The organism is Bifidobacterium stellenboschense (assembly GCF_000741785.1).
Taxonomy (GTDB): Bacteria; Actinomycetota; Actinomycetes; order Actinomycetales; family Bifidobacteriaceae; genus Bifidobacterium; species Bifidobacterium stellenboschense.
Map to the genome: position 1 here is coordinate 226,450 of NZ_JGZP01000014.1, position 26,358 is coordinate 252,807.

Consider the following 26,358-nt stretch of genomic DNA (forward strand, 5'->3'; position numbering starts at 1 on the left):
GCGGATGAAACGGAAGGCCCGACGGTTCAGAACGAATGAACCGTCGGGCCTTCCACGAAGGAGAGAGGAGGAATCCGTCCGGCTACCGTAGCCCGGCGATGGTGCGGCGCATCTGATGATAAGCGCCGTGTTCACGCAGGTAATCACGCAGATAAGGGAGTTTGAAATCGACGTACCCGTATGAGGACTGGTAGATGATGTCCTCCTTGATGAGCTGCGTACGGTACACGTTCGCGTAGATTAGCCCGCGTTCCAGTCGTTTCGCGATGACGCTCGTGGATGAGGGGCCGTCGTCCTGTGCCATCGCAAGCAGGTAGTCGCGGCTCATGGCGGACAGTTTGTCCACGGCCGGTCCGTGCACCATATCACCGAGTTTGATCTTGGCTTGAGCTATGCCGCGTTCCGCCGCCGTGATGGTGATGTCGTTGTCGTCCGCCTGCGGTCCGGCTTCGGAAGCGCGCCACGTCCAATACCCGACGAGTTGAATCATGAGCGGGTATCCGTTGGTGGCTTGAGCGAGACGGTCGAGCACGTTTTCGGAGGCGTGCTTGCCGTTGAGAGCGATGGTGGTCGCAAATGCCTGACGCACATCGTCGAGGGCGACATCCCCCAGATGCCTCCGCTCGGCGCGACGGAGGAACGTGAGGACATTATCGTTGATGACATCCTCCACCATGGAGGGAAGACCCGCGAACACAAACGCGATATTGCGTTGTTCCCGAATCAGATGCTGTACGGCGGTGGCCAGCGCCCGTATCTCCTTGATGCTGGAGGCCTGGACTTCGTCAAGCGTGATGAGGATGCCCAGATGGTGTTTTTCCAATCGGTCGAGCCGTTGTGACATCACTCTGCGGAAGTCAAGAGCCCGTTCGGACGGTGAGAATTGGATGGATCCCAGATTCAACGAGGCGTCCACCGGCGTGCCGGGAATCGTCAACGACCCGGATGGCATGGTGATAGCGCCGACACGCGGTTTCCCATCATCCTGCAATGCTCCGATCAGCCGGTTGAGAAAGCCTGATTCCGCCGTTTCGTCGATGACGAGCCATCCTTGCTTGCGGGCGATGTCGCCGAGCGCATTCAACATGACGGTTTTGCCGACGCCACGGGCCCCGGTGACGTACATGAGTCGCCCCGGCGCTCCGACCCCGTCGTCTAGGGCGTATGAGAAATCCTCGAGGTCTTCCTTGCGTCCGACCAACACCGGAGGAGTCATGCCGGCGGTGGGTTTGAACGGATTGCTCATGAATGGACTCCTATCATGCGATTAAAAATATAAAAGATATAAAACTTATAAAAAAGTATAATGGCCGTTGTAATCGAATTCACGGGTAAGCGGTCGTCGCGTCTCGGAAAGAGGACATAGCGGAGCGTCAGGGAGGTGCATGAGAAAACGGAAGGCCCGACGGTTCAGAACGAACCGTCGGGCCTTCCGCGAAGGAGAGAGAGGAAGAAGAAAGGTTGTTCAGTTATGGTTATGGGGCAGGAAGGGGTTCGGTCCCAGCCGGTTCGCTTTCGTCCGTCCGATGGTCTGTTCCGTCGTGGCGGCCTGTCGTTTGCCGGTGACTACATATAACCTCGTGAACCTGTATGCGATGATGCGGGACCCATGGAAGAGCGATGCGATTCACTGGGGAAAACCTGCGAGGCGCAAAGCCGGCCGGATGTTTCCGTCGATTCGTCATATCGTCAGGCTGTTCGCGTCAAGTAGGAAATCATAGACGCTCATCGTGAGTATGCCGCGGTCATCCCTCGCGGGTTTGACGACATCCCGGACGAGTATGATCTTCTTGAAGCTGTCATCGATGCCGAGCAATGAGGCTTTCTCTTGGGTGATCTTTTCCTCGGTGGGCAACTGGTAGGCGGATTGGATGTAATAACGTTGGCTGCCCAGATTCGCCACGAAGTCCACTTCCAACTGCTTGCGGTACTGTTCGCCATCGTGGCGGCTGCGTTGTTCGACCACGCCCACATCGACGTTATAGCCGCGCGTGCGCAGCTCGTTGTATACGATGTTCTCCATGATGTGCGTCTGCTCGACCTGGCGAAATCCCAGACGGGCGTTGCGCAGTCCCATGTCCTCGAAATAGTATTTCTTCGGGCTGCCGATGTACTTACGACCTTTGACATCGTATCGACGCGCCTCCTCGATGATGAATGCCTCTTCAAGATAGCCGATGTATTGCGTAATGGTGTTCACGCTGATGCTTGAGTGCAGCACGCTGTCGAAGGTGGCCCTGATTCTGGAAGGGTTGGTCAATGCGCCGATCGACGATGCCAGAACATCCGTCAGGTCATCCAGCTCCTGTGATTTGCGTAGGCCGTTCCGTGCGACGATATCTTTGAGATAGGTCTCCGAGAACAGGCTTTCCAGATACCGTGTCTTCTGTTCGTCGGTGCGCATGGACAGGGTGAGGGGCATGCCTCCGAACATCACGTATTCCGCCCATCCGTGCTGCGCATCGCCGTCGTATGCCTGCATGAACTCCGCGAACGACAACGGGCGTACGCGAATTTCGTCGCCGCGTCCGCGGAACTCGGTCATCACGTCGGTGGAGAGCATCCTCGAATTGCTGCCGGTCACGTACACGTCCACATTGCGCATGCGTAGCAGGCCGTTGAGCACGCCGTACAGTCGTGGAGGTTCGTCGCCGTGCATCTCCTCGTTCGAAATCGCATACTGTACTTCATCGAGCAGCACGTAGTACCGGTCGGTGGGGTTCGTGATCCTCGATTTCACATATGCGTACAGCCGTTCCGGATCGCGCATGTCCGCGTAGGCCATGTCGTCGAGCACGACCTCGACGATATGGGTGTCGTCTACGCCTTGCGAGCGGAGATAGTCTTCGAACAGTTCGAACAGCAGGAACGTTTTGCCGCAACGTCTTGCTCCGGTGACTACCTTGATCATGCCATTGCCCATACGCGCAATGAGCTTGTCCAGATACCGGTCTCTGGAGATACGCATGAGGGTCTCCTTCCCAAGGCAATATCCTGCGATTGAAAATCAGCGGCATATGCGTCAACTATTTTCAATAAGATTATATTCTATTGAAAATTTTTGTCACATGCGTCGAATGTATTCAATAGTGTGCTGATGGGGCGGGGATGGGGGCAAGGGCCGCATAGTCCACGCATGAACGGAAGGCCCGACGGTTCACAACGAACCGTCGGGCCCTTTGAGAAGGAGAGAGAGGAAGAAGAAAGGTTGTTCAGTTATGGTTATGGGGCCGGAAGGGGTTCGGTCCCAGCCGGTTCGCTTTCGTCCGTCCGATGGTCTGTTCCGTCGTGGCGGCCTGTCAGTCAGAATAACGCGGCATCTACGATTTTCCCGTTGACGGTTTTGGGCATCACCGCGTCATTCAGGAACACGACGGCACCATAGCGTGAGAACACTCTGCCGAATTCCTGCGGGTGATTGCCGTAGTAGATCATCGCGCAGCTCATCGGCGCTCCCTTGGTGTCCTCATTGCCGTTGATGACGAAATGCAGACGGGTATCGTAGAGGAAGCACACGGCGGAAGCCACCGGATACACGTATTCCTTCCAGTGCGCGGTATTCGTGGCTACCGGTACCAGCGCCATGACCTCCGAGCCATTGCGTGCCGCTTCGGCGATCCGGACGAACCAATCGGCGATCGTGGTGCCATGTTCTTTATCCCGCCCATATGGAGGATTCACATAGATGCGTGGATAATCCCACGAATCCCGAAGTCCGTCATGCTCTGGCAGACGATACTCGACTCGGGCGTTCACAGTGGAATACTCGTTCGAACAAGGATCCAAATCGATGGTGCCGCCGAACACTTCAGTGACCGCATCGACATATTTCTGCGGGGTGCACCAATGTTTGGTGACGGATACCGGTTGTCTTCCTGCGGTCACTGAACAAGATCCTTTACTGTGATTGTTCCTTTGCGGCGAGCGTCTTCAACATGGTGAAGAGCTGTTCCAGCGTACCATTCTCGGGGGTGATGATATTGAACCATCCTGCGATGAGCTCGCGGTTCTCCGCGAAGTATCGCGTGAGTGCGGCATCGGCTTTGGCCGGCATCACGGTTTTGGTGAATGTGCCTTGTCTGTCTATGACGCAATGTCTGAACGCATCTCGCACGTCCGCCATCGAATCCTCACCGTCGGAGTCTTCTTGCCCATCGTCGCGAACCAACACCTCGCGGATGAATGTGGAAAGACCCTCGTCCGTGAGAAACAGGAGCCAGTCGTAGGCGTCGGCGAGCACCTGCGTCTCTTTGTTCTTGTTGTCGCTGGTGAACCAGTTGCCATGATCGCTGATCACGCCTATGGAGAGTACGATGCCGTCGATTTCGTCGCGTTCCAACTCCGTGAGCGCGTGCCGCAGCAGTTCGTCGTAAGGCTCGATCAGGAAGTCGCCGTCGGAGTTCTCCAGAATGCCCATTTGTGTTCCGTCGGATCGGCGGAACTTCTGCAATCTGGATGCCGCCAGGGCGACATACGCTCCTTGCTTGGCTTTTTCGATGGTTTGGGGACCTTTCCTCATCCCTCTTTCGACGCCCACGCGTTTGCACTCGACCATGGCGAACGGCTGACTGGCGAGCTGATAGATGTCGATGGTGTCGTTGGAGGTATTCGGGTACGCGTTGACAATGGACGGGAATTTCTGGTTCACCGTGTCGTCGAAGACGGTCGCCGCATTGCGTATGGAATCACCGGCGAAGGGACGATTGCTCTTTTTCTGGGCGCCGTCGCTCAGCAATCCGCTGACGGCCGCCTCAAAATCGTTCCTTTCGGCTGCCCGTGCGGTTCGGTCATCGCCACGATGAGTGATAGTGGCCAGTTTGGTGGCCGCATGCAGCGTGAACTCCACGTTGTGCCCGATGGAGGGATTCGCGTATTCGCTGAGAGAACGTTCGATGGCGGTGTTGTACTCCAATCCGTAGTCTTTCAGCAGATAGAACGTGATGATTTCCAGAACGGTTCCCAATGCCCGTCCGGCGGTTTTCTTGGCGTCTTTGCGGTTGGCGAATTCCCTGCCGGCAAGTGCCTCCTGGATGCTGTCGATGGATTCGTATGACATGATGGCCGTCCCCCTCTTCGGAGCCCCGATCTCCGATGATCGTATAGGTTGCTCACGGATGTGTGCGTAGTCAATTGTCCCATACCATTAGGGTGGCGCGTGGCCTTGCGTGTCCAACGGATGAAGCGCGTCGTCGAACCGACCAACGGTGGTGCGAAGGACAATGATGCGCCGCCGGCCGGCACCGTGTTCGCGAAGTCCCGCGCCACCAAGCGCGCCCTGCACGCGTGACGGTTCGCACGGCAATGTAACCCCGCGCCGGTAAGCGGCGCGGATGAAACGGAAGGCCCGACGGTTCACAACGAACCGTCGGGCCTTCCGCGAAGGAGAGAGAGGAAGAAGAAAGGTTGTTCAGTTATGGTTATGGGGCCGGAAGGGGTTCGGCCTCGCCGGTTCGCTCTTGTCCGTCCGATGGTCTGTTCCGTCGTGGCAGCCTGTCGTTCGCCGGTGACTACATATAACCGCGTGAACCTGTATGCGACGATGCGGGACCCATGGAAGACCAATGCGATTCACTGGGAAAAGCCGGCAAGTCGCATTGGTCTGTACCTTAGCTTCTCTCCTCCCATTCGTGCCGTCATAGGCAGTGAGCCATATACAGCGGCAGATACAGCCTGTCGCCGTCCACGCGCATGGGGCGGGGATGCAGAACATATTGCGTTCCGATACGTTTGTCAAACTTGGCTTTGAACTTATCGAGGGAAACGGTCTTATACCGTTTCGTGGACTTGACCTCCACCGGGCAGATACGGGCCTTCATCGCGGCGTTTTCATATTCGCCGACCAGTAGGAAGTCGATTTCCATCCGGTCCTCGGCTTGGCGTGAATACCGCGAGTAGAAAAACAGACGATGACCGGAGGCGCGCAATTGCTGAGCCACCACGTTCTCTACCAACATGCCCTCATTGACTTCCAGTTTGCCGAACAGCACATCCCGATACAGTTCGTTTGATGTGTATGTACGGTCGGCGAACACGTGCGTGACCAGTAGGCCGGTATCGCCCATGTAGCATTTCATGGATGAATCCTCGCTGTGAAGGCTGAGACCCACATGTGGGTCGGTTGCGTTTACGCAGCGATTGACCAGATATGACTCGTCCAGCCAGAAAAAAGCGTCGCGGTATTCTCTACCGCGTGCGTTCTCCCCCAGGTCGGCCAAGGTGAATTTCTTCTCGTGTTTGGACAGTTGACTGGGAATCTCGTCGAAGATGCGACGGACCCGTTCTTTATCGGATCCCCCATATTTTTCGATGTCTTGCGTATACAAGCGCAGAATCTGCCGCTTCGCCCGATCCGCTTTGCCCATGTCGGCTGTATCGAGATAACGCTCCACGGCCTGTGGCATGCCTCCGACCAACATGTATTCGCGGAAGAGACGTTCGGCCTTATTGTCCAGCAAAGGGGATAGCGCGCGGCGTGAATCGAATGAATGTCGTACCGCCTCGGCGAGGAGCTCCTCCCCCTTTGCCCAAAGGAATTCCTCGAAGTCCAGTGGGAACATGCTGACGGATTCCTCTTCCGAGGGGATCAGGATGTCGTCGACGTTTCGTTTGATTGAAATCAGTGAGCCGGTCTCCATGAAATCGTATCGACCATCTGCCACGAGATGCTTCACCGCGCTACGGGCGAAGGGGAACAGCTGCACTTCGTCGAATATGAACAGTGTCTCTCGCTCGTACAGGCGTACCCCGTAATACACGGAGAGGTCCATGAAGAGAGCGTCGAGGTCATCCATGTTGTTCAGGAAGGAATCTTTTACGGCCTGCGGTGCCTTTTGCCAATCAATCAGCACATGTGACCGGTATTCGTTGCGGGCGAATGTCTCGGCGATTGTGCTCTTCCCTACGCGTCGGGCTCCTTCGATCATCATCGCGGTGGAGCCGGCCGACTCGTCCTTCCAGCGTTTCAGTGCAGCATAGATTTTACGCTTGAACATATCGGCTCGCAATCGTTGGGAATATTGGAATATGACGACTATCATATCACGATTCCTAACTTAGGACGATGGAAAAATTGCACGAGTCTCAAGTTGAATATTTGCTCTATCTGCACGAATCCTAAGTTATGAGATGTCAAACAGGCAAACCAAAATCATTTCGTTCGGATGTCCTATGCGGTTCGATCGTCGCCATGATGAGGAATCGTGGCCGTTTGGTGGTCGCATGCAGCGTGAACCCCGCGTCGTGTCCGATGGCGCGATCGGCGAATTCCCTGCCGGCAAGTGCCTCCTGGATGCTGTCGATGGATTCGTATGACATGATGGCCGTCCCCTTCTTCGGAGCCCCGATCTCCGATGATCGTATAGGTTGCTCACGGATGTGTGCGTAGTTATTCGGCCTCGCCGGTTCGCTTTCGTCCGTCCGATGGTCTGTTCCGTCGTGGCGGCCTGTCGTTCGCCGGTGACTACATATAACCTCGCGAACATGTATGCGACGATGCGGGACCCATGGAAGAGCGATGCGATTCCCCGAGAAATCCCTGCAAGCCGTTGCCGGTCCGCACTGGGGAGACGTTTGACGATTCTATCGTCGCAGACACCACTTCCATGCCGGAACCACTTCGATGGTGCCGGCCGGCACGGTCACCAGACCTTCCTCTTCCAATGAGATCAGGGTTCCCGTGGAGAGACCGGCGTTGCGCATGGCGGCGTCGAGGTTGCCGATTTCGCTGCGGAATTTGGCGCTCAGATTCTGCTCGGCGAAATCGGTGACCGTCGTGGCATCCAAGCCGGTCTGCGCGGCTACCTGAATCAGTTGATACGGTTCGCCGGTCGCCTCGTCGCCGACGACAAAATCCACTTCAGGACAATTCGCAGCCGAATACGTGGCGATGGTGTTGCTGCGGTTGCCGCCGTATCGTCGTTTCAGTTCCACGAACACGGCCGTCTCCAGTCGCTGTCCTATAGCCATGTGGTTCGCCGGGGCGACGGCCAACGACAATCCCGGATCCACTGCGTAGACTTTGCTGGAGGATCGTGGATTGTCTTTGATGGAGAGCGTGAAATCGCCGACCTTGAACAGCAGATGGGCATCTTCGAAGTCGTCGAGGAGATCGTAGAGTTTGTTCCCCGAAATCGGCACTCGCATGCCGCGCAGCGCCTTGACCTGGGCGTTCACCGAGAATTTCAACCCCGTGGAGCGCAGTGCGCTGCGTGAGAAACGCGTCGCTACGCGCAATGACGTGGTCTCGAATCGTTCCAGCACGTCCTTGGTGACGATTTCATCCGCGTATCCCTGCAACAGACGCATGCGATCCAATGCGCCCATATGCTGAACTGCGGGGAACCCTCCGACGTTCAGGTATTCGGCGAAAGCCGTCTGCAGCGGTCGACGCACCGAAGACGGATATTCTCCGCCGATGTCGGTCGTGTCGATGTTCTGGAAGAGACAGTACTCCCGGAAACTCAGAGGCCACATCTCGCGGGATAGCGAACGGCCGCGGAAATTGGTGGGGATGTCGGAGGAAAGGAGCTTCGACGATGATCCGGTCAGCACGATGGTGACGTTATGCTGTTCGGCGACCCTACGCACGAAGTTCGTCCAATACGGTGCCTCCTGTATCTCATCGAACAGCAGATAGCATCCGTCAAGCGCCTCGGGCACCATGCGATAGTATTCGTCCAACAGGTCGGCGAGTGTGTGGTCGGAGAACGGCATGATGCGGTCGTCATCGAACGAGAAGTGGAGTATTCGGTTGCGTGGCACCCCGGCTTCGATGAGACGATTCATCAGCTGGTACATGGCGTAGGTCTTGCCACACCGGCGCACGCCGGTGATGGTATGTATCACATTGTTGCGTGCGGGGGCGGGGACGTCGAGTGTCGCGCTTGGCCTCTCGATGTACGTGGGGACGGCGAAGTCCAGATACTCGGCGATCAATGACGACAACGACATGGCGGACCTCATTCTTCACTGATATTCAATGAAGATTATACCGTATCTTCATTGAATATCAGCGAAGATATGACATCTGTTCCATCGGTTACGACATATATGTCAACATATCTATACTGTGCCCTATGGCTGAGGAACCTTGGAACGACGAACCGCATGACGACGGCGACGCCGGTTTCGCACCTCCCGAAGAGGATTTCGGCGGTGCGGACGGCGGCTTCGACGAACCCGCCGACGGTGCAGGCGCCGGTCGCGCGTACGACGGCGGCGACGAGCCCGCGGACCGCCCCTACCGCGGCGGCGACCGTGGCGGTCGCGCGCGCCGCGGGAACGGTCGCGGCTACGTGCCCGGTGCGACCGGCACGCCGGTGAGGGACGCGTTGTTCGACCGTGTGCCCCCGCACGACGACGACGCGGAGATGGCAGTGCTCGGCGGCATGCTCATGAGCAAGGACGCCATCGGCGAAGTCTCCCAGATGATCGAGGTCACCGACTTCTACCAGCCGAAGCACCAGACCATCTACGAGGCGATCATCAACCTGTTCTCCGCCTCGCAGCCCGTCGACGCGGTGCTCGTGGCGAACGAACTGCTCAAAAGCGGCGAACTGGAGAAGGTCGGCGGCACCGACTACCTCCATTCGCTCGTCGCCTCCGTACCCACCGCGGCGAACGCCACGTACTACGCCGAAATCGTGCATCAGCGCGCGATTCTCAGGAACGTGATCGCCGCCGGCACCAAGATCGCGCAGCTCGGCTACTCCGCCGAAGGCTCACAGGCGGAGGACGTCGTCAACCTCGCGCAGGCCGAAGTATACGAGATGAGCGTCGGCAAGGTGCGCCAGGACTACGCCGCGATCGGCCCGGTCGTGCACGACGCGCTCGACCAGCTCGACAAGCTCCAGCAGGGACTCGTCAACAAGGGCGTGCCCACCGGCTTCCGCGACATCGACGACCTCACGCAGGGCCTCCAACCCGGCCAGATGGTCGTCGTCGCCGGCCGCCCCGCCATGGGCAAGTCGACGCTCGGCATCGACTTCGCCCGCGCCGCCGCCCTCCACCACCACATGACCACCATCGTGTTCAGCTTGGAGATGAGCAAGGTGGAGCTCGCCCAGCGCATCATCTCCGCCGAGACGAACATCCCGCTCGGCGCCCTGCGCCGTGCCGACGAGATCACGCCGGAACGCTGGAACACACTGAACGGCTTCTGGTCGAAACTCGACGACGCCCCGCTGTTCATCGACGATTCGCCGAACATGAGCCTCATGGAGATTCGCGCGAAATGCCGCCGGCTCAAACAGACCAATGATCTGAAACTCGTCGTCATCGACTACCTGCAGCTCATGACCTCCGGCAAGCAGGTCGAAAGCCGCCAGCAGGAGGTCTCCGAGTTCTCCCGCGCGCTGAAGCTCCTCGCCAAGGAGCTGGAAGTGCCGGTCGTGGCGCTCTCCCAGCTGAACCGAGGCCCCGAAATGCGCAACGACAAGAAGCCGCAGCTCTCCGACCTGCGTGAATCCGGTTCGATCGAGCAGGACGCCGACGTGGTGTTCCTCGTGCACCGACCCGACTTCTACGACAAGGAGGACCGCCCGGGCGAGGCCGACATCATCATGGCGAAGCACCGTAACGGACCGACCGAGACCTTCCACCTGGCGTTCCTCGGCGCCACATCGAAATTCAAGGACATGCCGCAGGACTACAACTCCGGCGGACAGGGGGTATGAGACACATGGCATGGAATTCGTTCGCCACACCCGCCATCGGCAAAGGCGTACGCTGGGCGTCCCGCCTGCTGCACCACGGCGGATCCGCATTCCCCGGCAAGGTCATCGAGACCATCGACCCGGGCTTCCTCGCGCGCACGCTCGGGTGTCTTCCGCTCGGCGTCGTGCTCGTCTCCGGCACGAACGGCAAGACCACGACCACGCGCATGGTCGCCTCGATGCTCTCCGACCTCGGCCTCAAGGTGTTCACCAATCCGACCGGCTCGAACTTCACGCGCGGCGTCGTCTCCGCGCTGCTCCAGCAGGTCACGCTGGGCGGCCGTCTCGACGCCGACATCGCCGTCCTCGAACTCGACGAGGCGTACGCCGTGCACTTCGTCAAACAGGTCAAACCCCGCTACGCGCTCCTGCTCAACGTGATGCGCGACCAGCTCGACCGCTTCGGCGAAATCGACAACACGGCGCGACTGCTCGGCGAAGTCGCCAAGACCACAACCGGCACCGTCGTGCTCAACCGCGAGGATCCGCGCATCGCCGCGCTCGCCGCGTTGACGCCCGCAGGCACGCAGGTACGCTACTTCGGCTTGTCCGACGAGTTGAAGAAGCTCTTCCCCTCCGACGACGACATGGCCACCACCGTGAGCGTGGAAGGAGAGGCCGCCGAGACCACCCCCAGTCGGTCTGCGACCGACAGCCCCCGCCAGCGGGGGCGAGAAGAGAAGGCCGAGACGGTCCGGAAGTCGGAGGATGAGGGCGAGGCGGTGGAGTTGCCGGCGGACGTGACGTTTACGGCGTTCGGCGACCATCGGGCCACGTTCCGGTTGGACGGCGACGAGCACACGACCGACGTGAAGCTCGAAGGCGTGTACAACCTGTACAACGCGGCCGCCGCGCTCGCCGTCGTGCGCGCGGTCGTCGCCGACGCGCCGCGAGCGCGCACGGCGGCTGCGCCCGCCGGCGGCGAGGCGTTCCGCGAACGTCTCAGGCACGTCGCCGACTCGGGCACGGACGCGCTCATCCGCGCGGTCGCCCGCGTCACGCCCGCGTTCGGTCGCGGTGAGGTCATCGAAGCGGCCGGCAGTCCGGTCGAACTGCTGCTCGTCAAGAACCCGATGGGCTTCCGCCTCTCCCTGGCGAGCTTCCCGCCCGAAGGCGCGGACACGATGATCGTCATCAACGACGAATACGCGGACGGTCGCGACATGAGCTGGCTGTGGGACGTGGACTTCACCTCGCTGCGCGGGACCGGCGTCGCGCAGGTGTCCGGCGTGCGCGCATGGGACATGGCGCTGCGCCTCGCCTACGATCAGGTGCCGGTCGCCGCGACCGACACCGACATCGAATCCGCGCTGAACCTGTTCGTACACGCGAACCCGGGCACGCCGAAACACATCTACTGCACGTACACGGCGATGCTCAAGGTGCGTGCCGCGCTCGGCCGCATCGCCGACGTGGCGGACGCCGGCGTGGGGGAGTGAACGGCCGGGGCCGTAATCGGCACCGTGACCACCCTCCGGCGCTTCGCGCCACCTCCCGCCAGCGGGAGGAACAAACAAAGCCGGCCCGGTCGCCGGTAGAAGGTGACAGCCGGGAGATGCCTCCCGCCAGCGGGAGGGGCAAACAAAGCCGGCTCGGTTTCCGGTGGAAAGGCGACAGCCGGGAGATGCCTCCCGCCAGCGGGGACGGAAGACTTGGATGGAAGGAATGAAGACATGGGCAAGGTAATCGACGTGATGTCCCTCTACCCGAAGGACATGAACATCTACGGCGACTCCGGCAACGTGCTCACCATCACGCGCCGGCTCGCGCTCTACGGCTACGAGCCGCGCGTCACCGCCTACAACCAGGGCGACGAATGGCCCGAACACGTGGACATGATCCTCGGCGGCGGCGGGCAGGACACCGGCCAGAAGAAGATCATCGACGACTTCTTCCGCCGCGCCGACTTACTGCGCGCGCTCGCCACCGACGGCGTGCCCATGCTGATGATCTGCGGCATGTACCAGCTGTTCGGCGAATACTTCGAGACCGTGGACGGCACACGTCTCGACGGCATCGGCGTGATTCAGGCGCACACCGTCGGCCGCGACGTTCGCATGATCGGCAACCTCGTCGAACATTCCGACGAATTCGGGGACATCATCGGCTACGAGAACCATTCCGGGCAGACGTTCCTGCGCGCCGGCGTCGACCCGCTCGGCCGCGTGGACGAGGAGGGCCGTGGCAACAATGGCGAGGACCATACGGAAGGCGCGCGCATGAACAACGTGATCGGCACGTACATGCACGGCTCGCTCCTGCCGAAGAACCCCGCCATCGCCGACTATCTCATCCGCGTGGCCGCCGAACGCCGGTACGGCGAATTCGGCACCGCCGACCAGACCCGCGAGCAGCGCGAGGAACTCGAACGCATCGACGAAATCGCCGAACAGGCGCGCAAAGTGGCCGCGGCACGACCTCGGTAGTACGCGGTAGTAGTAGGCTAAGAGTACGTGCGCATGGCATCGAGCCGTGCGCGACCTTCACGAAGGAGGGACACTATGGCAGACTTCGATTTGGGTGACGGCCTGCGCAAGGTCGTGCTGGCGGGCATCGGCGCCCTCGCCACCGGATACGAGAAGGGCAGCGAACTCGTCGACGATCTCGTCAAGAAAGGCGAGCTGACCGTCGAACAGGGCAAGAGCCTCAACACCGAGCTCAAGCGCAAGGTGGGCGAGTCGCTCGTCAACGACGCTGCCAAGGACGACGAGAAACGCGCCGCCAAGGCCGCGGCCGCCGACGCTCCGGCCGAAGAGCCGGAGGAGCCGGCGGACAAGCCGAGCGACGAGGCCTGAGCGCCGACAGCTTCCCATCCAGTTGCGCTGACGACCGCCGGCGGATGATTCTCCACCCATGTGGGGGAATCCGCCGGCGGTCGCCGCGATTCAAGCCCGATCAAGGAGACGCACCGTGACGAACACGAACGCATCGTCGAAGCGGAAGACGAGCAGGGCGAACGGCGGACCGGCAGAGGCCTCGCCGTCGCGGTCGTCCGAGACGGCACAGTCGGCGGAACAGCCGCCGCTGCAGGAGACCGGCGCCTCGCGCATCTCCCCGGACATCCCCGTGCCCGTGCCGGTGTGGGACACCACCCAGAACGAGACCATCGGACTGTTCGGGCCGCGTCGCGACGATTTCGCCGCACGCTACCATCTCACGCGGCGAGGCAAGGCGAAACGACTCGCGCAGATCGTGCGCATCGTCAATCATTTCGACGCGCTCAAAGGCCTCACGCCCGTCAAAATGCGTCTTATGTTCGAAGCGCTCGGCCCCACGTTCGTCAAGGTCGGCCAGATTCTCTCGATGCGTTCCGAAATGCTGCCGCAGAGCTTCTGCGACGAACTCGCCAAACTGCGCGCCGACGCCGACCCCATGCCCTACGAGACCGTGCTCGACACGTTGGCCGCTGAATACGGCAGACCCGTGGACGAGATCTTCAGCCACATCGACTCCAAGCCCCTTGGTTCCGCCTCGCTCGCCCAGGTGCATCGCGCCACGCTCGTCACCGGCGAGGATGTGGCCGTCAAGGTGCAGCGCCCCGGCGTGCGCGAGACCATGGCGCAGGACGTGTCCATCATGCGTTCCATCGCCAAAGGCGCGACCAAGGTGTTCCGCAACACGCAGATCGTCGACCTGAAGGGCGTGGTCGAAGAGCTGTGGGACACATTCCAGTCCGAAACCGACTTCCTCGTGGAGGCGCGCAACCTCGCCGAATTCAAACGGTTCGCCGCGCCCTTCAAATACATGGACTGCCCGACGCCCTACCCGGACCTGTGCACTGAGCATGTGGTCGTCATGGAATACGTGGAGGGCATCTCCGTCTCCCATCCGGGCAAGCTCATCGCCGCCGGGTACGACCTCAACGACATCGGCACCAAGCTCGTCGACAACTACGCCACGCAGATCCTCGACGACGGCTTCTTCCACGCCGACCCGCACCCGGGCAACATCATCATCCGCGGCGGGCAGATCGTGCTCATCGACCTCGGCATGACCGGCCGGCTCGACGCGAAGACGCGTGCCGTGATGAAGGAGATGATCTTCGCCGTCGCCAAACAGGATTCGCCGCAACTCGCCGACGGCCTCCTGCGCTTCGCCGGCGCCGAAGCCGACCCGGCCGACTATCCGTCGCTGCTCGCCGACCTCGACACGATCGTCAAGGAGTACGGCACCGTCGACCTCGCCGATCTGGACATCGCCGCGTTCATCACGGCACTCACCAACCTCGCCGCCCGGCATGGCATCGAAGTGCCGAGCACCGTCACCACGGTGGGGCGTGCGCTCGTCACGTTGGAGGGACTGCTCGACGAGTTCATCCCCAACGTGAACATGATCGAGATCATCTCCAAGCACATCGCCACGTCGAAAAGCCCCAAGCAGATGGTCACGGACGAGCTGAAATCCCTCGGCGTGGAGGGGCATGAGGCGCTGCACAGCGCGCTCGGCGCGATGAGCGAGCTCAACGTGGCCGCCCGCATGCTCACCCGCGGGCAGCTGCGCACCAACATCGAGCTCGTCGGCTCGCAGGAGCCGTTCCAGCTGCTGAGCGACATGGTGAACAGGCTCACGATGGCGCTGATCGTGGTCGGCCTGTTCATCGGATCGTCGATCGTGTACTACGCGGGCATGAAGCCGATCATCTTCGGCATTCCGATCGTCGGATTCATGGGATACGTGGTGGCGTTCGTGCTCGGCTGCTGGATCGTCGCCGACATCTACCTGAAGGGGCGCAAACAGAAGCGACGGTGAGCGGGCTTGTCGGGGGCGCGTGGGCGACACGGTCTCCGGATCAGCCCGGGACCACCCCCACCCGCTTCGCGGGAGCCCCCGCCGGCGGGGGCGAGAAGGTATCAGCCGGTTTTCTCCGCCGCCTTCACCTGTTGTGCGGGAGCCCCCGCCGGCGGGGGCGGGGAGAATCGGTACGGTCTCCGGGCCACCTCCACCCTGCCGGCGGGGACGAGAGCGGCTGGCGGAGGAGGAATCAGCCGGCGAGGCGGTTGGAGATGAGGCGGTTGAGGCTGATGTGCTGTTCGGCGGCCTCGATGGTCAGCGCGCGGTGCAGCTCCGGGGGGATGCGCACGAGGATGCGGCCGGAGAACCGGCGTTCCGACAGCGGTTCCGGTGCCTCCTCGCCGGCCTTCGCCAGCCGCTTGACCTCGGCCTCCGCCGCGTTGCGGATGCCGACGAACGCCTCCAGCTGCGAATCGCTTTCGAACGTCACGTCCGGCAGTTCGGCGCACGAGGCGACGAAACGCTCGGACTTGCCGTCCCAGCGGATGCGGTACGCGTAATGGTTGACGTCCGGGATATTGGCGGGGGCGGTGGCGCCGGCATCCGATGCCGTGGCCATGGCCGTTTGCGCCGCGATGACGGCCGCGCCGTCCGCGCGCGCGGCGGTTTTCCGAGATTCGGTCTTCCTGTTTCCACTCATATCGTTGATGATACCACTATGCCGCCGACCGCAAGTGACGGGCGGTCGAATGTCATGATGCGCGGCAGTGGAATGTGTCCGCCACTGCGCTTCCCGAAGCGGGTGCCCCGCCTGCCGCGACCTGCGTTGGGTGTCATATACCACCCTGCACTCGTTTGCAATAATGAAAACGGTGAAAATAACACCATGTCAATAAGTCAAGAAACGCCGCAAATAAAGCCAAAGCGGCCCTGTCAATTTGACTTTATACCGGTATAAAAATATAGTGTTCCTCAACAAACGTGAACACGGCATCGGGTGAAGCGCCGCAATGTACGCCATGTCTCCGGACGACGACACGTCGGGAGGTACGGCCGCGGGACGGAACCCGATCGGGTGCGCGCAGGTGTGGGCGGCGACGCCGACGCCTACGCGCAGGGAGGAACACAATGGCGAACGGTTTCTCGTGGGGCGACGATGCGCTCACCCTACGGTTCGAATGGGGCGACGACGCGCCCGTGACCATCGCGTCGGTCACGGCGAAGGACGGTGCGAATACGGTGACCTCCGTGCTCGACCACCGCATCCCGATCGTGGAGCTGGAGGTCGCCGGCACCGGCCACTGGATCGCGTGCGACAAGCTCATCCACACCACGCTCGGCCGCGACCTGCGCTACGTCGGCCATCACGAAAGCGAGGAGCGCGGCGTCAAGCGCCTCGACATCGACGTGGCCGACACCGCCGCGCACGTCGACGTGACCGTCACCTACGAGCTGCCCGTCGGCGTGCCGATGTTCCGCACCTACGCGACCATCACCAACACCGCCGCCGCGGCCGCCGCCGACACCATCGACCCGACCGGCACCGTCAACCCGACCGCGACCCGCGCCGACGTGCCGCTGAGCATCGAACAGGTCACCAACTGGGCGAGTGCGTTCGGCGCACCCGAAGGACAGAAGGCCGACCTCGCCGCATGGGAGTCCATCGAAGGCAAGTACGACTGGCTCGCCGAAGGCCGCTGGCATGCCACGCCGCTGCGCGACTACTTCCCCGTCATGGCGCAGCAGCTCACCAACGTCGACCCGCGCGGCGAACACCGCGTCGTCTCCACCAGCACCTGGTCCACCGGCCGCTTCGCGCCGCTCGCCGTCATGGAATCCAAGCGATTCGGCCTCGCATGGCTGTTCCAGATCGAACACAACGGCGCCTGGCGCTGGGACATCGGCGAAGACACCGAAGACGCCTACATGGCCCTGACCGGCCCGACCAACGTCGACCACGGCTGGGCGAAGAACCTCGGTCCCGGCGAAAGCTTCACCACCGTGCCCGCGTCCGTCGCGCTCGCCGCCGACTTCGACGGCGTCGTACGCGCCGTGACCGCCTACCGCCGCGCGATGCGCACGCAGCCGAACCACATCGACAACGACAAGCCGCGCGTCATCTTCAACGACTACATGAACACGATCTACGGCGACCCGACCACCGCCAAGGAACTGCCGCTCATCGCGGCCGCCGCGAAGGTCGGCATCGAGATCTTCTGCATCGACTGCGGCTGGTACGACGACACCGGCAACTGGTGGCCGTCCGTCGGCGAATGGCTGCCGAGCACGACCCGTTTCCCCGGCAAGGGCGGCATGAAGGAGGTCATCGACGCGATCCGCGACGCCGGCATGGTGCCCGGACTGTGGCTGGAGCCCGAGGTCATCGGCGTGAAGAGCCCGATGGCGGCGAAGCTCCCCGACTCCGCGTTCTTCCAGCGCAACGGCCACCGCGTCGTTGAACAGGAACGCTACGTGCTCGACCTGCGCAGCCCCGAGGCGCGCCGCCACCTCGACACGGTCGTCGACCGGCTCGTCGACGACTACGGCGTCGGCTACTTCAAATTCGACTACAACGTGCAGCCCGGCATGGGCACCGACGTCGACTCCGACTCGCTCGGCGACGGACTGCTCGGCCACAACCGCGCCTACCTCGACTGGGTGGACGGCGTGCACCGCCGCCACCCCGACCTGATCCTCGAGAACTGCTCGTCCGGCGGCATGCGCGAGGACTTCGCGCAGACCTCCCGCTTCCAGGTGCAGTCCACCTCCGACCAGCAGGATTTCCGCCTCTACCCGACGATCGCCGCCACCGCGCCGATGATGGTCCTGCCCGAACAGGCCGGCAGCTGGGCCTACCCGCAGTCCACGATGGGCGTCGAGGAAAGCGCCGTCAACATCAACACCACGTTCCTCGGCCGCTACTTCCTGTCCGGATACATCAACCGCATGAGCGACGAACAGCGCACGCTCGTCGAGGAATCGATCGCGCGGTACAAGACGTACGTGCAGCCGGTCATCGCGCACGCCACGCCGTTCTGGCCGCTCGGCCTGCCCGGCTGGAACGACAAGGTCCTCGCCTACGGTCTCGCCGCGCCCGACTACGCGCTCGTCACCGTATGGGACCGCGACTCCGACGGCGGCACCGTCGCGCTCGACCTCGCGCGCTACGCGGGCCGCAAGGCGACGATCACGCCGATCTTCCCCGATCATGGCGTCGAGACGTGGCCCGTCCACTGGGACGCGGTCCACGGTACGGCGGGCGTGCAGGTTCCCGGAGACGGGTACGCCTCGCGCACGTTCCTGATCCGGCCGGAGAACTGATTCGGATCGCCGGACCACCCCCACCCGCTTCGCGGGAGCCCCCGCCGGCGGGGGCGACGACTTGCATCAACCCAACCATCAACCCAACCAACAACAAGGACACAGCAACCATGTCAACCAAAAAGAAGGACGTGAACAGCCTGGCGGTCATCCTGCCGATGCTGTCCGCCTCCCTGTTCCTCACCAGCTACAGCGTCGTCAACGGCGTCATCCCGCAGCTGGGCCGCGCGCTCAACGTCGACAACACGTCCGCCGAGCTGCTCTCCACCACGCCGTCGCTCACCGCGCTCATCACGCTGCTCATCTCCCCGGCGCTCGCCCGCTTCTTCGGTCTGAAGAAGGTCATCGGCGCCGGCCTGTTCCTCGTCGGCATCACCGCGTTCGTGCCGATGTTCGCCACCAACTTCGCCGTCGTCATGGCGGCCCGCGTGCTGTTCGGCATGGGCCTCGGCCTCTACAACTCGCTGGTCATCACGCTCATCCAGATGCTGTACTCCGGCAACCGCCGCGCCACGCTGCTCGGCATCCGCGGCGCCACCGAGAACCTCGGCCAGGCCATCATGACCGCCCTCGTCTCCGTGTTCGTGCTCATCGCCGGCTGGCAGGGCGCCTTCATCGTCTACCTGTTCGCCTTCCCGGTCCTCATCTGGTTCTGGCTCCAGGTCCCGGACGTGCACCTCGACAAGACCGGCTCCACCGACATGGACGCCGAGGAGAACGTCAACACCTACCCGGACAAGACCAGCCCGATGCTCGGCGCGTTCTGCGTGTGCGCCGCCCTGTACATGGTGTTCTTCAACTCCATCAACGTGCGCTTCGCCGAGATCGCCCAGAAGATCCTCAACGACCCGCACCACGACTCCTCCGTGATCATCTCCATCGGCATCCTGTTCGCCGTCGTGGCCGGCTTCGTCTACGGCTTCCTGGAGAAGAAGTTCGGCGACAACACCTACTACGTGGGCATGGGCATCTACTTCCTCGGCTGTCTGCTCGTCTCCTTCGCCGGCAACAACTACGCCGTGCTCGTCGCCGGGTTCTTCCTGTTCAACTTCCCCGGCCCGATCCTCGGACCGTTCCTGTGCAACCGCATCCCGAAGTACGCCACCAAGAGCTCCCAGGCGTTCTGGTCCACGATGATCATCCTGTCGTTCCACGTGGGCGTGTTCGCCTCGCCGCTCGCCATGAAGGCCATCGCCACGATCACCGGCTCCACCGATCCGGCCGCCCCGTTCCCGTGGTTCACCGTCGGCTTCGCGATCATGATCGCCGCGGTCGCCGTCTGGCAGCTGACCCACAAGAAGCCCGCCGCCAAGGCCGCCGTCGCCGCCGCGTGACGTCCGCCTCGTGACCTCCGGCAACGTGACGTCCGCCTACGCGGCGTCCATGTGATACCGCCTCCATCCCCTTCATTCAGGGCGTTCCCCCATTCAGGGGAGCGCCCTTTTCCATACGAACGATCGGTACGTTCACCCGGTGTCCCCGCAACCGCCGGCCGCCAGCCACCACCCCGCACCGGATTTACACCGGTATAAATCGGTAGCGCGGGTCGCGTAGAATGGTCGCCCGTACCGAATACCAGGAAGGAACACGCACCCCATGCCCAGAGGCAAACGCGGCAATGCCCCATCCATCCGCGACGTCGCCGCCGTGGCGGGCGTCTCCGTGCCGACGATGTCACGGTACCTGAAGGATCCGGACCGGGTGAGCGAGAAGAAACGCACCGCCATCGCCGCCGCCATCGAGAAGCTCAACTACCGGCCCAACCCGATCGCGCGCGCCCTCGCGCTCGACATGAGCGAATCCATCGCCGTGATGACCGCCGACACCACGCTGTACGGTCGCACCCAGACCATCGCCGGCGTCGAACGCATGGCGCAGGAGATCGGCTACTCGATCTCCATCTGCGTGCTCGACGCGCGCGGCGGCGACCAGCTGCTCTCCAGCGTCCGCGACTGCCTCGACCGCAGCCCTGCCGGCGTCGTCCTCATCGACTACGACCGGCTGACCGACAGCGTCATCTCGCATATCCCCGCATCCACGCCGATGACAATCGTCGGCGGCCCACGCCACGTGGATCGTGCGCAAATCCATTTGTGCGAATACGACAGCGCCTACGCGATGACGAAACGATTGCTGGAACTCGGCCACAGGACCGTCCATTACGTGTCCGTCCCCGCGGACGTGGACGCGCGCGCCGACGGCTGGCGCATGGCGTTGAGCGACGCCCAGGTGCCCGCGCCCGCGCCCGTCGCCACCACGTGGAATCCGGAGGACGCGATCGCGATCGGCCGCGAACTCGGCGGTGACGACGACGTCACCGCGATCTTCGCCGGCAACGACGAGGTGGCGATGGGACTCATGCGCGGCCTCACGCTCGCCGGCCGTCGCGTGCCGGACGATGTGAGCGTGGCCGGATTCGACGACCACACGCTTGCAAAAGTATGGAACCCGCCGCTCACCACCGTGCGCCAACGCTTCGGCGACGCGGGCGCACGCGCGGTGGAACTGCTCAAACAGCAGATCGACGACGTGATGAACGAACGACCGCGCGGCGAGGCGTGGACCACGTTCGACGAGCTCGCCGGTGAGCTCGTCGAACGTGAATCCACCGGACCCGCGCGGCGGTAGACGGCGCTAGGATTCGAGGCACAAGGCGCTAGGCGCGCGTCACGTCGATGAGCACCGCGTGCTCCGGCGCGAGCTGCGGCGGGCGTACGCCCCACTGCGCGAGCGTCGCGCCGTCCACGACCACGCCCTCGTCCGTCCACCAGCCGAGTGTGGTGCGGCAGTTCGGGCTGAACTCGTCGGCGTACAAGTCGACGCCGCCGAGCGGGCGGATCCGGTAGCGGGCGGCCGGGTCGAGTCCGGGAAGACGGATCAGGCCGTACGGATACTCCTCGGAGGAGGCGACCGCCGCGAACCGGAACACCGCGCGCGAACGGTCCGGCGCGACCAGGCCGTCGACGCGCACCGCCGGATCCGGCGTGTCCGCGTGGACGAGCGTCGCCTGCGGCAGGGCCTCGCGACGCTCCTTGTACAGTTCCACCCAACGCTTGAGCCGCGCGAGACCCGAGTCGTCCAGCTTCATGATGTTCCATTCGATGCCGAGATGGCCGAAGAACGCCATCGCCGCACGCGTGGTCAGCGACGTGGCGCGACGGGTCGCATGGTTCGGGGATTCCGAGATGTGTTCGCCGATCATCTCCGGCGGTACGATGAGCGACGTGCCGCGCTGGATGTCCGCGCGCTCCACCGGATCCGTGCAGTCCGACGCCCACACGCGCGAGCAGCGTTCCAGCACGCCCGCGTCGATGCGGCCGCCGCCCGACGAGCAGGATTCGATCTCCAATCCCGGATGGCGGGCGCGCAGCCGGTCCACGATGCCGTAGAACGCCTCCGTCTGCGCGTGCACGGCCGGACGGCCCGACGCGGGGGAGATCGGCTCGGTGAGGAACCGGTTGTGATCCCACTTGATGTAGTCGATGTGGTATTCGGAGACGAGCGTGTCGATCGCCGCCTCCACGTACCGTGCGGCCGCCGGATTCGTCAGATCGATGACCTGCTGTGCGCGTGACGCCATCGGCAGACGCGTCGCCGTGGGCTTGAGCATCCAATCCGGGTGGGCGCGCGCCACATCCGAATCCGGGCTGACCATCTCCGGCTCGAACCACAGGCCGAACTCCATGCCCAGATCATGCACGTGGTGCGCCACCGTGCCCAGACCCTCCGGCCACAGCGTCTCATCCACCTGCCAGTCGCCGAGCGCCTTCGTGTCGTCGCGACGGCCCTTGAACCAGCCGTCGTCGATCACGAAGCGCTCCACGCCCACTTCGGCAGCATGATCGGCCAACGCGATCACCTTGCCCTCGCTCTGCGCGAAGTACATCGCCTCCCACGTGTTGAGCATCACCGGACGCGGCTTCGCGAGCTCCGGATGCCGCGCGCGCAGGTACGCGTGGAAGCGCGAGGCGACGTCGTTGAGACCGTCGCCAAGCGCGACCAGCAGGCACGGCGCGTGATACGTCTCGCCCGGCTTGAGCGTGATCTCGCCCGCGTAGACGAGCTCGCCGCCGCCGATCACGCCATGCGTGTACGGCGTGCGCTCCACGAACGTCACGCTGTTGCCGCTGAACGCGACATGCGCCGAGACGACCAGACCGTGCTCGAACCCGAAGCCGCGCTCGCCGGCGGTGAGCAGCGTCGTCGCGTTGAAGTTCGGGCGGCCCATGCGCGATTCCTTGGCGAACACGCCTTCGGTGAGCTTCTGGCGTTGCAGCGCGCGTTCGCGCAGATGATGCCCGGTGCAGGATTCGACCTCGCTCACCTGCGGAGGCAGCGGGACGACCGGGGCGAGACGGTTGACGACAAGCGTCGCTTCGGCGCGGCCGTCGGTTGCGCCGACGGCGTCGTTGTCGGCCGTGGCGTCGTTGGTGATCGCGGTGTCGACGTGGACGAGGCCTTCCGGGCCGATCGCGAGCGTGCCCGTCAACGTGAGCCGCGCCTCGGCGTCCTCCGCGGTGAACGTGAACGAATCCGCCGTATGCGCGGTGTGCGTGACGGCGAATGCGGGGAACAGCTCCACGCCGCCGCGCGACAGCTGGATGGCGGGCGTGCCGGTCCAGCCCTCCGACTGCGTGGGCAGGATGGTCGGCGCCTCGCCGGTCGCGAGTCCCGCGTCGAGCGTCTGCGGGAACTGCGGGTCGGCGGCGAGCGGCGTCTCGGCCGCGGCGGAGACCGGCGACGTGGCGCGCGTGATTGCGACGATGTGGGGGAGTCGGCGCTCCTCCAATCCGATCGTCATGCGCACCGGCGTCGCGGCCGCATGTGCTCCCGTGTGGTCGTCGCCGGCCGACGACGGCTGGCTGATGGTGATGGTGGTCATCTGCATGGTGGTACCTCGTTGTCGTGGAGTGTTGTCAGGGATGAATCGTCGATGACGTGTGACGGCACTCATCATAGCGCGTGGAATCGATACCACAAAATCGTAACAGGTGTTTTCGTATGGTGATTTTGTGGGGATGGTATCGGTACCACACAATAGCGTGTGGAACTCCGTCGGATGGTTGAGTCGGCGGCTTCCTCCCGGCGGGCGGCATGGGGGAGACGGAGGCGGGGGAGGTGTGGAGGCCGGTCGTATACTGGCGGATGATGGAACGCAAACAGCAGGGAAAACGCGCGCCCGTCATCAAGGACGTCGCCGCGCTCGCCGAAGTGTCGGTGTCGACCGTGTCGCGCTATCTCAACGATTCGCCGAAGCTCAGCGACGACGCCCGCGCGCGCATCGCCCACGCCATCGCCCTGCTCGGCTACCGTCCCAGCCGCGTCGCGCGCGGACTCGTCACCTCGGCGATGAAATCGATCGCCGTGCTGTCGAGCAACACCACGCTGTACGGTTCCGCGATGACGATCCAGGGCGTCGAGGACGAGGCCCGCGCCCACGGCTATCCGGTCACCATCGCCAAACTGGACGGCGGTTCGACGGAGGCGCTGCGCGCGTCGGTCGACATGGTCATGGACTTCAATCCCAGCGGCGTAGTCGTGCTCAACTACGACGCCGCCGCGCACGAGGCGCTCGGCATGCTGCCGGACGTGGTCGCGAAAATCGCGATCGCCGGCGACCGCGTGGAGGGCGTGGCGCGGCTCGACCAGATCGACCTGTGCGAGAACCGCGCCGGCCGCGAGCTCACCGAATACCTGCTGGGACTCGGGCATGCGACCGTCACGCACGTGACGATCCCCGGCGGCGGAGGCGGCTACAGCCGCACCGCCGGCTGGGAGGAGGCGCTGCGTGCCGCCGGGCGTCCGATTCCCGACGTGCTGCACTGCACGTGGGATCCGAAGGACGCCCGCGCCATCGGGCGCAGACTTGCGCACGGCGACGCCGCCGCGCGTGGCGACGCCGGTGCCGCGCGCCGTGCGACCGCCGTGTTCGCCGGCAACGACGAGATCGCGATGGGCATCATCCGCGGTCTCGCGGACGAAGGCGTGCGCGTTCCGGAGGACGTGAGCGTCGTCGGCTTCGACGATCATCCGCTCGCCGACGTATGGTCGCCGGCGATCACCACCTGCCGTCAGGACTTCGCCGCCGCGGGCCGCCGCGCCGCCGCATTGCTCATCGAGCGCATCGAAACGGCCGTTCCGGGTCAGGGCGCGCCGGACGACCCCGGTGTTTCGGATCTTTCCGGCGTCTCCGGCGCCGACATGCCGCCCAGATTCGTTGAACTGCCCGGCGAGCTCGTCATCCGCGCCTCGGCCGCCGCGCCGCGCGTCTGACGGTCGGGCCGCGCGTTGCTCAGTCGAGCGGAAGCGTCGACTCGCGCTGGACGAGACGGCAGTGGACGTACGTCGTGCCGTGATGCGGCCGGCCGCCGATCGCATCCATCAGGCAGCGCGCCGCGACCTGGCCAATCGCCTGCGTCTCGTTGTCGACGCTGGTGAGTGAGGGGCGCGAGTTCGAGGCGAGGACATCCCAATTGTCGTGGCCGATCACCGCGACGTCGTCGGGGATGGAGACGCCCTCCTGCTTGAGCGCGTCGATGCAGCCGCGGGCGATCTGATCGCTCTGGCACACCACCGCGTCGAAGTCGACATGCTGGTCGAGCAGTAGTCGGGTGGCGGCGCGGCCCCACCCCTCGTTCCATGGGCCGAATCGCACCGGACCGGCGGGCTCCATGCCGAATTCGGACAGCGCCTCGATCGCTCCCCTGTAACGGTCCGTGGCGGCCGTGTAGCTTTCATCGCCGGCGATGATCGCGATGCGCCGCCTGCCGCAGGAGATGAGATGATTGACCGCGATGCGGCCGGCCTCCACGTTGTCGCAGGTCACCGAGCAATCGTTCTGATCCATGGAAGGGCCGTAGACGTAGACGAGCGGCACGCCCCAATCCTGTCCGAGCGATGGGCGGGGATTGGTGCCGCGTTGCACGATGAGCAATCCGTCGACCTTGAGCGACAGCAGCTTCTCCACGTGCGCGCGTTCCAGCTGCGCGTCGCCGCGCGCATTGGCGAGGAGGACCGAGGTCGATCGTGTACGCAGCTCGTTCTCCGCGCCGATGAGGATGGGGGTGGAGAATCGTCCCTGCAGGTCGGAGGTGACCAGTCCGATGAGTCCGGATGTGCCACGCGCCAGCGACTGCGCGAGCTTGTTGGGGGAGTAGTTGAGGCGACGGGCCGCGTCGAGTACGCGTCGGCGCGTCTCGTCGCTGATGCGGGGTTTGTTGTGCAGGGCCTTCGACGCGGTGGCCAACGAGACGCCCGCCATGGCCGCCACATCCTCGAGGCGAACGATCTGCCGTCTGTCCTCGGTCATCTCGTTCCTCCTTTTGCCGTCCGGCCGCCGTGGCCGTTCCGTGTATCCGTTCCGCGCGCCCGTTCCGTGTATCTCCATATGACCGTTCCAGTATAGGCCATACTGCGAAATTTTCGCAAGGGGTGTTGGTCGTGGTGACGTGATTGATGGTGTGCGTTTCTCTGGATAAATGTGCGGGAATGTCCGGTTTTCTCAATTGGAATGCGCGGGGCTGTGGATCGATGCGCGACACGCCTCATTTTTCGCGGATGTGAGGCGATTGTGATGCGGATGTCACGTGATTAT

General features: G+C 63.3%; 19 protein-coding genes and 2 pseudogenes. 11 read left to right on the plus strand and 10 right to left on the minus strand.

The genetic code is table 11. From position 1 onward, the window contains the following. Positions 1-82: 82 nt before the first annotated feature. The 4 genes from BSTEL_RS07480 to BSTEL_RS07495 form a co-directional block, all read right to left on the minus strand. A complete protein-coding gene (locus BSTEL_RS07480; RefSeq protein WP_051922948.1) occupies positions 83-1,246 on the minus strand; it encodes an ATP-binding protein in 1,164 nt (387 codons plus the stop codon). A gap of 435 nt (positions 1,247-1,681) precedes the next feature. Next, positions 1,682-2,968, minus strand: coding sequence for an ATP-binding protein (locus tag BSTEL_RS07485; RefSeq protein ID WP_034528952.1), 1,287 nt, complete (start codon positions 2,966-2,968; stop codon positions 1,682-1,684). Between the two features lie 335 nt (positions 2,969-3,303). Then, entirely contained in the window at positions 3,304-3,885 is a 582-nt protein-coding gene (locus BSTEL_RS07490; RefSeq protein ID WP_034528955.1) for a DNA N-6-adenine-methyltransferase, read from the minus strand. 13 nt (positions 3,886-3,898) lie between these two features. Next, a complete protein-coding gene (locus BSTEL_RS07495; RefSeq protein WP_034528958.1) occupies positions 3,899-5,056 on the minus strand; it encodes a hypothetical protein in 1,158 nt (385 codons plus the stop codon). A gap of 99 nt (positions 5,057-5,155) precedes the next feature. On the opposite strand from BSTEL_RS07495, the gene BSTEL_RS12895 reads away from it, so the two are divergent. Then, a complete protein-coding gene (locus tag BSTEL_RS12895; RefSeq protein WP_274518543.1) occupies positions 5,156-5,287 on the plus strand; it encodes a hypothetical protein in 132 nt (43 codons plus the stop codon). Between the two features lie 346 nt (positions 5,288-5,633). On the opposite strand, the gene BSTEL_RS07500 is transcribed toward BSTEL_RS12895, so the two are convergent. From BSTEL_RS07500 to BSTEL_RS07510, 3 genes are all read right to left on the minus strand, one after another. Beyond that, positions 5,634-6,992 (minus strand): ATP-binding protein, encoded by a 1,359-nt coding sequence (locus BSTEL_RS07500; RefSeq protein WP_034529186.1) that lies wholly within the window; start codon positions 6,990-6,992, stop codon positions 5,634-5,636. A gap of 136 nt (positions 6,993-7,128) precedes the next feature. Further along, positions 7,129-7,314, minus strand: coding sequence for a hypothetical protein (locus BSTEL_RS07505; protein WP_034528961.1), 186 nt, complete (start codon positions 7,312-7,314; stop codon positions 7,129-7,131). A gap of 264 nt (positions 7,315-7,578) precedes the next feature. Continuing rightward, positions 7,579-8,949: an ATP-binding protein gene (locus BSTEL_RS07510; RefSeq protein WP_034528964.1), complete on the minus strand. Its 1,371-nt coding sequence runs from the start codon at positions 8,947-8,949 to the stop codon at positions 7,579-7,581. Positions 8,950-9,074: 125 nt separating this feature from the next. Between BSTEL_RS07510 and dnaB the strand changes: the two genes are divergently transcribed. From dnaB to BSTEL_RS07535, 5 genes are all read left to right on the plus strand, one after another. Further along, entirely contained in the window at positions 9,075-10,673 is a 1,599-nt protein-coding gene (gene dnaB / locus BSTEL_RS07515) for a replicative DNA helicase (protein WP_420796398.1), read from the plus strand. Between the two features lie 5 nt (positions 10,674-10,678). Then, entirely contained in the window at positions 10,679-12,151 is a 1,473-nt protein-coding gene (locus BSTEL_RS07520) for a Mur ligase family protein (RefSeq protein WP_034528966.1), read from the plus strand. A gap of 234 nt (positions 12,152-12,385) precedes the next feature. Next, entirely contained in the window at positions 12,386-13,138 is a 753-nt protein-coding gene (locus BSTEL_RS07525) for a type 1 glutamine amidotransferase (RefSeq protein WP_034528969.1), read from the plus strand. A gap of 75 nt (positions 13,139-13,213) precedes the next feature. Then, positions 13,214-13,507: a phasin family protein gene (locus tag BSTEL_RS07530; RefSeq protein ID WP_034528972.1), complete on the plus strand. Its 294-nt coding sequence runs from the start codon at positions 13,214-13,216 to the stop codon at positions 13,505-13,507. 253 nt (positions 13,508-13,760) lie between these two features. Then, positions 13,761-15,461 (plus strand): ABC1 kinase family protein, encoded by a 1,701-nt coding sequence (locus tag BSTEL_RS07535; RefSeq protein WP_238567667.1) that lies wholly within the window; start codon positions 13,761-13,763, stop codon positions 15,459-15,461. A gap of 232 nt (positions 15,462-15,693) precedes the next feature. Here the strand turns inward: BSTEL_RS07535 and BSTEL_RS07540 are convergent, their stop codons facing one another. After that, positions 15,694-16,143: a type II toxin-antitoxin system HicB family antitoxin gene (locus tag BSTEL_RS07540; RefSeq protein ID WP_202962076.1), complete on the minus strand. Its 450-nt coding sequence runs from the start codon at positions 16,141-16,143 to the stop codon at positions 15,694-15,696. Between the two features lie 428 nt (positions 16,144-16,571). Between BSTEL_RS07540 and BSTEL_RS07545 the strand changes: the two genes are divergently transcribed. From BSTEL_RS07545 to BSTEL_RS07555, 4 genes and pseudogenes are all read left to right on the plus strand, one after another. Next, positions 16,572-18,764 carry a glycoside hydrolase family 36 protein gene (locus BSTEL_RS07545; RefSeq protein WP_034528975.1) on the plus strand — a complete coding sequence of 731 codons (2,193 nt, stop codon included), beginning with the start codon at positions 16,572-16,574 and terminating at the stop codon, positions 18,762-18,764. Between the two features lie 158 nt (positions 18,765-18,922). Then, positions 18,923-19,396 (plus strand): annotated as a pseudogene (locus BSTEL_RS13030) (MFS transporter); the annotation flags it as partial. A 144-nt stretch (positions 19,397-19,540) separates the two neighbouring features. Further along, a pseudogene (locus BSTEL_RS13035) lies at positions 19,541-20,098 on the plus strand (MFS transporter); the annotation flags it as partial. Positions 20,099-20,360: 262 nt separating this feature from the next. Continuing rightward, complete coding sequence (locus tag BSTEL_RS07555; RefSeq protein WP_034528981.1) at positions 20,361-21,392, plus strand: LacI family DNA-binding transcriptional regulator; 1,032 nt, start codon at positions 20,361-20,363, stop codon at positions 21,390-21,392. Positions 21,393-21,420: 28 nt separating this feature from the next. On the opposite strand, the gene BSTEL_RS07560 is transcribed toward BSTEL_RS07555, so the two are convergent. After that, positions 21,421-23,652, minus strand: coding sequence for an alpha-galactosidase (locus tag BSTEL_RS07560; RefSeq protein WP_238567657.1), 2,232 nt, complete (start codon positions 23,650-23,652; stop codon positions 21,421-21,423). A 260-nt stretch (positions 23,653-23,912) separates the two neighbouring features. On the opposite strand from BSTEL_RS07560, the gene BSTEL_RS07565 reads away from it, so the two are divergent. Then, positions 23,913-25,037, plus strand: coding sequence for a LacI family DNA-binding transcriptional regulator (locus BSTEL_RS07565; RefSeq protein WP_084686186.1), 1,125 nt, complete (start codon positions 23,913-23,915; stop codon positions 25,035-25,037). A gap of 19 nt (positions 25,038-25,056) precedes the next feature. Here the strand turns inward: BSTEL_RS07565 and BSTEL_RS07570 are convergent, their stop codons facing one another. After that, positions 25,057-26,073 carry a LacI family DNA-binding transcriptional regulator gene (locus BSTEL_RS07570; RefSeq protein ID WP_034528985.1) on the minus strand — a complete coding sequence of 339 codons (1,017 nt, stop codon included), beginning with the start codon at positions 26,071-26,073 and terminating at the stop codon, positions 25,057-25,059. Positions 26,074-26,358: the final 285 nt, after the last annotated feature.